This is a genomic window from uncultured Dialister sp. (assembly GCF_937959425.1).
Lineage (GTDB): Bacteria > Bacillota > Negativicutes > Veillonellales > Dialisteraceae > Dialister.
This window is the reverse complement of record NZ_CALGPS010000143.1, coordinates 1-4,558: the sequence shown is the minus strand read 5'-3', so window position 1 is coordinate 4,558 and position 4,558 is coordinate 1. Positions and strand designations below refer to the sequence as shown.

3 protein-coding genes, 1 pseudogene and 1 other annotated feature are annotated in these 4,558 nt (G+C 55.5%); all 4 genes and pseudogenes read left to right on the top strand.

Features of this window, described 5'->3' with window-relative positions; genetic code table 11:
- Positions 1–62: 62 nt before the first annotated feature.
- Positions 63–152 (top strand): annotated as a pseudogene (locus Q0482_RS10030) (homocysteine S-methyltransferase family protein); the annotation flags it as partial.
- Positions 153–1,470: 1,318 nt separating this feature from the next.
- A complete protein-coding gene (locus Q0482_RS06135) occupies positions 1,471–1,773 on the top strand; it encodes a hypothetical protein (protein WP_299144723.1) in 303 nt (100 codons plus the stop codon).
- A 49-nt stretch (positions 1,774–1,822) separates the two neighbouring features.
- Positions 1,823–2,063 (top strand) — a binding site (T-box leader).
- A gap of 52 nt (positions 2,064–2,115) precedes the next feature.
- On the top strand, positions 2,116–2,943 hold the full coding sequence (locus Q0482_RS06130) for a MetQ/NlpA family ABC transporter substrate-binding protein (protein ID WP_299144722.1): 828 nt from the start codon (positions 2,116–2,118) through the stop codon (positions 2,941–2,943).
- A gap of 408 nt (positions 2,944–3,351) precedes the next feature.
- Positions 3,352–3,993, top strand: a complete 642-nt coding sequence (locus Q0482_RS06125) for a YigZ family protein (RefSeq protein ID WP_299144720.1) — start codon at positions 3,352–3,354, stop codon at positions 3,991–3,993.
- The last annotated feature ends 565 nt before the right edge of the window (positions 3,994–4,558 follow it).

The following is a 4,558-nucleotide window of genomic DNA, read 5'->3' as shown; positions in this document are numbered from 1 at the left end:
CAGATTCACGCGCTTAGATATAGAATTCATGGTCCAGATTCCTGGGCCCATTATAGCAGGCCGGCGCCCGCCTCATCGGCGGCTGCTGCCGCACCACGCCGGAGGATATCCGGAAGGTGGCGGAGTACCGGCAGGAACTGATGGGAGAGTAGCAGGGGCTGACGGCTGCTTCCGGCTTTCGGCTGGGCTGTATTCCTGATGGGGCCCACGCCTTTCGGCGTGGAGGGGCGACAGCCCAGCGCTGCCGCGCAGGCTGAAGGTTGTGTTCGCTTTCGCTCAGGGGGCTGACACCGGCCGTTAGTTGTCGGCTGTCGGCTGTCCGCTTCCCGCCGGACACTGTCATTCTGAACGCAGTGAAGAATCTCTGTGCGTGTCGTTAGTGATATCAATGCCGAGAAATACTAGGGAAGCACTGATTAATTCGTAGAATCGAATTTCATATGTATTTTTTATCCAATACTTCGTCATAAGTCTCCTTAAATAGCTCGCTATTCGCGTCAACTTATTCCTCGCATTGAATAAAAATACAAGAATGAAATCCGATAACGATTTAATCAGCGCTTCCCTAGTCGGCGGGAAGACATGAGACCATCAGACGATAGACATCAGAAAACAGTATTCCCGAAAGCAAGAAGGACAATCCCGCCGCCTTTGGCGGCATACAAAACTCATCGCCCGTAAGGGCGATACCACAACCCTCGGGCCCGAAGGGTCCGTCAAACTTAAGAATCCTCCGGACGACAGACCGGTCAATCCGTTGAACCCTGTCCATCTACAACTTGCGGGCCCTATGGGCCCGCCCCCCTTTGGTGCCTGACGGCACCACCTTTACCCAAAGGGAAGCGTGTCACACGATTCTCAGGTCGCTTGTTCTCCCCTACGAATCGTGTTCCCTTGCCACCCCGCAAGCGGGGGGACAACAAAGCTCCGAAAGGTGGTAACCTCATATGTGGCTCTAAGCAAAGCACGGGGTGTTCTGCTCCCGCTTGCGGGGTGGCAAAGGAACTGGAGTCACTCCAGCGAACTGGATTCGTAGGGGAGCCTGAGCGACCTGAGAATCCAGTGAGTCGGTGATAGCCATGCTGTAGGGAGCCATAGGCGACTGAGAATCCAGTGACATGCTTCCCTTTGGGTAAGTCCCGCGCAGAGGGAAAGGGGGAGGCGAGCGGAGCGAGCCATGCCGCCGATAGGCGGCATTAAAAACTTATTGCCGCGAAGCGGCAATCCACAACCCTCGGGCCATAGGCCCGTCAAACCTAAGAACCTTCGCCCGCGAAGCGGGTGTCAATCTTAAGAACCTTTTTCCGTGGCCCTTCTACACAATCTGCCGCCGACAGGCGGTCCCAACCTGCGGCGTCAGCCGCCCCCCTCACGCCCAAAGGGCGCAGAACCCTTTGAACCCTTTCTCCCTATCATGTATAATAAAGCCATCGTATCGAAAGGTCTTATTTCAAAGGAGCAGTGAAGTATATGCAGGGCGGCGACGCGGACGAGTTTATCGATTATTTGAATGACGGGGAGGCCTCGGTGAGGCACCGGGGGTATGTGTACCGGTTTTCGGGGCTGAAGTTTCATCCCGGACGGAATACCTACAGCATGAGCGTGGAGAAGTACCGCTTTTCCAAAGAGCCCTTCGAGGAGTTCATGGAGCTGGTGTATTACTATGAGTCCGACGACGGGGAGGATGTGCTGAACCATGTGACGGAGGATATCCTGTGGGACGGGAAAACTTTCTATGAACTGGAGAAGGCACTTACCTGGATCGACTGGTAAAAATCCTCTTGACTTCCCTATTTTCCAATGGTATAGTTAATTCAACTTCATAAAGGCTGTGAAGAGAAGAGTACATGAAATAGTCCGGCAAAGAGAGCTCCGTCAGGTGAAAGGGAGTGCGGATGGTTTGATGGAAGATGGCCTCTGAGCCTGGTGCGCTGAATCGTGAGGCGGCCCGGGAGCTCCCGTTACAGAGACAGGGTATCAAGGCATAGGCCGGCGTACCTTATGAGACTGGTGAAGCGATTCACCGGTGAAATTGGGTGGTAACACGGTCCTCCGTCCCTTTCGGGATGGGGGATTTTTTGTATATTATATATGTATTATATAGGAGGTTTTATTATGAACTGGAAGAAAACACTTGCCCTTTCCCTGGCAGCCCTGGCTGTAGCCGGCGCCATTTCCGGCTGCGGCGGCAGCGACAAGAAGGATGCCAAGGCTCCGGCGGAAAAGAAGGAAATCACCGTAGGCATTACCCCTGGCTATTCTGAAAAGGTGATGGAATTTGTAGCCCAGGAAGCAGAGAAACAGGGCCTCAAGGTAAATATCAAGTCCTTCTCCGACTATGTCACTCCAGACCAGGCTCTGGCTGCCGGCGACATTGACCTGAACTCCTTCCAGCACGGCCCCTTCCTGGATGCCTTCAATGAAAAGAACGGCACCAAGCTGGTTTCCATCGGCAATACCTACCTGGCTCCCCTCCGTATTTATTCCAGCAAGCTCACCAGCATTAAAGACGTTCCCGACGGAGCCAAGGTGTCTATCCCCAACGATCCTTCCAACGGCGGCCGCGCCCTGCTCCTTCTGGACCATCAGGGTCTCATCAAGCTGAAGGAAGGCACGGATCCCACCAAGGCTGTGGTAGGCGATATTGCTGAAAACCCGAAGAACCTGCAGATCATCGAACTGGAAGCAGCCCAGCTGCCCCGTTCCCTGGATGATGTGGCCATTTCCGTCATCAACGCAGGCTACGCAAAATCCGCAGGCCTTGACTCCAAGACCGCCCTGGCTACCGAAGACAACACATCCCCCTATGTGAACATCATCGCCGCCAGAGAACAGGATAAGGACAATCCCACCTACCAGAAATTCGTGAAGATTTTCCAGAGCGAAGCAGTCAAGAAATATATTAACGATAACTTCAGCGACGGACTGATTCCGGCGTTTTAATGGACCCTTCGGGTCCAAGGGTTGACTGGCCTTCGGCCTGAGGTTTGACCGGCCCTTTGGGCGGTCGAGTTCTTAAGTTTGACGGGCCCTTTGGGCCCGAGGGTTATGGTATCGCCGCTTCGCGGCGATGATCATATGCCGCCAAAGGCGGCAATAAAATGGCGCCTTTGGCGCCGTACCTCGTCAGTGCAGCTTCACTTTGTAACTACCCTCTGAACCGGCCCGCTCTGTGGGCTGAACCTGTGGTGCCCAGGGACGCAGTCCCGTCGGCATCATGAACCCGGGCGCCTGAGGCGCCTGAACCCTCCTGCGTCCGGGAATACAGCTGCCCGCAACATATGACTCAAAAAGAAAACAGCACCTCCGGGCGCTGTTTTTTCGTGTTACAATGGAGAAAAGGAGGTTATCATGCTTATTCCCTACGCAGCTCCGGCGGAGCCATTTCATAAAGGAACGGAAATCAAAAAATCACTCTTCATCGCCCATCTGGTGCCGGTGGATTCGGAAGAGGAAGCACAGAAGGCACTGGAGGGGTTCCGGAAACAGTACAAGGACGCCACCCATAACTGCTATGCCTGGCGCATCGGCACGGAGAGGGTGCTGGAAAAATCGGGAGACGACGGCGAGCCCCAGGGAACAGCAGGCCATCCCATGCTCCATGTGCTGCAGATGCAGCAGCTCACGAACCTTCTTGCCGTGGTGACAAGATACTTCGGCGGCATCAAGCTGGGTGCCGGCGGTCTGACCCGTGCCTACAGCTCCACCCTGGCGGAGGCAGTGAAAGAGGCCCCCATCGTCCTCTACACCCCCCACCTGCGGTACCGCCTCACCATCCCCTACATGGCGGTGGGTGGATTTGAAAACTATATCAAGGATACGGATATCATCGTCAAAGACCGCTCCTTCACCGACAAGGTGACCGTAGAATTCCTCTGCCTTCCGGAAAATGGAGAAAAGCACATCCGCTTCTTCACCGACCTCACCGGCGGCAAGGCGGAGGTAGAGGAAACAGGGGAAGAGTATGTGAAAATGGAAAGGAAAGGGAGATAGTGAGCTGGTGAGCTGGTGAGCTAGTGGGACAGTGGGACGGCTGTCCGCTATCCGCTATCCGCTATCGGCTGCCGGCTGTATTCCCGAATGCGGGGAGACGTCAGACTGTCAGACTGTCAGACGTACTTTATTCCCGAAAGCAAGAGGGTTCAGGCGCCTTCGGCGCCCGGGTTCTATCGTTCGTGTGCTTCGCACCGAACGATGGGTTCCGCCCGCAGAGCGGGCTGGTTCAGAGGGGAGTGTTGTATGCCGCTAACGCGGCAGAAAAAACTTTACAACCGCGCCTGCGGCGCGGGGAAAAGCGTCCCCCTTTGGTGCCTGCGGCACCACCTTCCCCCCGCGAGCGGGGGGACAACAAAGCTCCGCGAGGCGGTAACCTCATATGTGGCTCTAAGCAAAGCACGGGGTGTTCTGCTCCCGCTTGCGGGGTGGCAAGCGAACACGATTCGTAGAGGAGCGGTAGCGACCTGAGAATCGTGTGAGACGCTTTCCCGTGGAGAAGTCCCGCGAAAACGGTCAGCCAGACAAAAGGAAGGCGCCTTAATGGGCAGGCTAGGCGCCAACT